Annotated in this window: 1 protein-coding gene; it reads right to left on the bottom strand. The window is 36.8% G+C overall.

The window, feature by feature from the left end; genetic code table 11:
* On the bottom strand, positions 1-239 hold a 239-nt coding region (locus tag B4F31_RS17395; RefSeq protein WP_286761840.1), incomplete at both ends, for a glycoside hydrolase N-terminal domain-containing protein.

Below are 239 nucleotides of genomic sequence, written 5' to 3'. Positions count from 1 at the left end.
CTATTTTTCTGCTGAAAATCTTCAGTATAAAAGGAAGTATTAGCTACCAAATACAAGGTAACTTCTTTAGCACCTTCTATTTTTAAGCCGGAAGCATCTGAATAAACCTTTCCGGAATCTGTTTCAGCCTGGAGTAAAGTTTCAAATTTAACCCCATAATCCAATGGTTTTGGTTTTGAATTTTTTACGGCACCCATCTGGGTAATTTCACCTAACATGGAAATTTGGTTCTCGGCAGG

Origin of the sequence: Salegentibacter sp. UBA1130, from assembly GCF_002311535.1 — a bacterium.
Taxonomy (GTDB): domain Bacteria; phylum Bacteroidota; class Bacteroidia; order Flavobacteriales; family Flavobacteriaceae; genus Salegentibacter; species Salegentibacter agarivorans.
The sequence above is the reverse complement of the archived record's forward strand: the minus strand, read 5'-3'. Positions and strand labels throughout refer to the sequence as shown.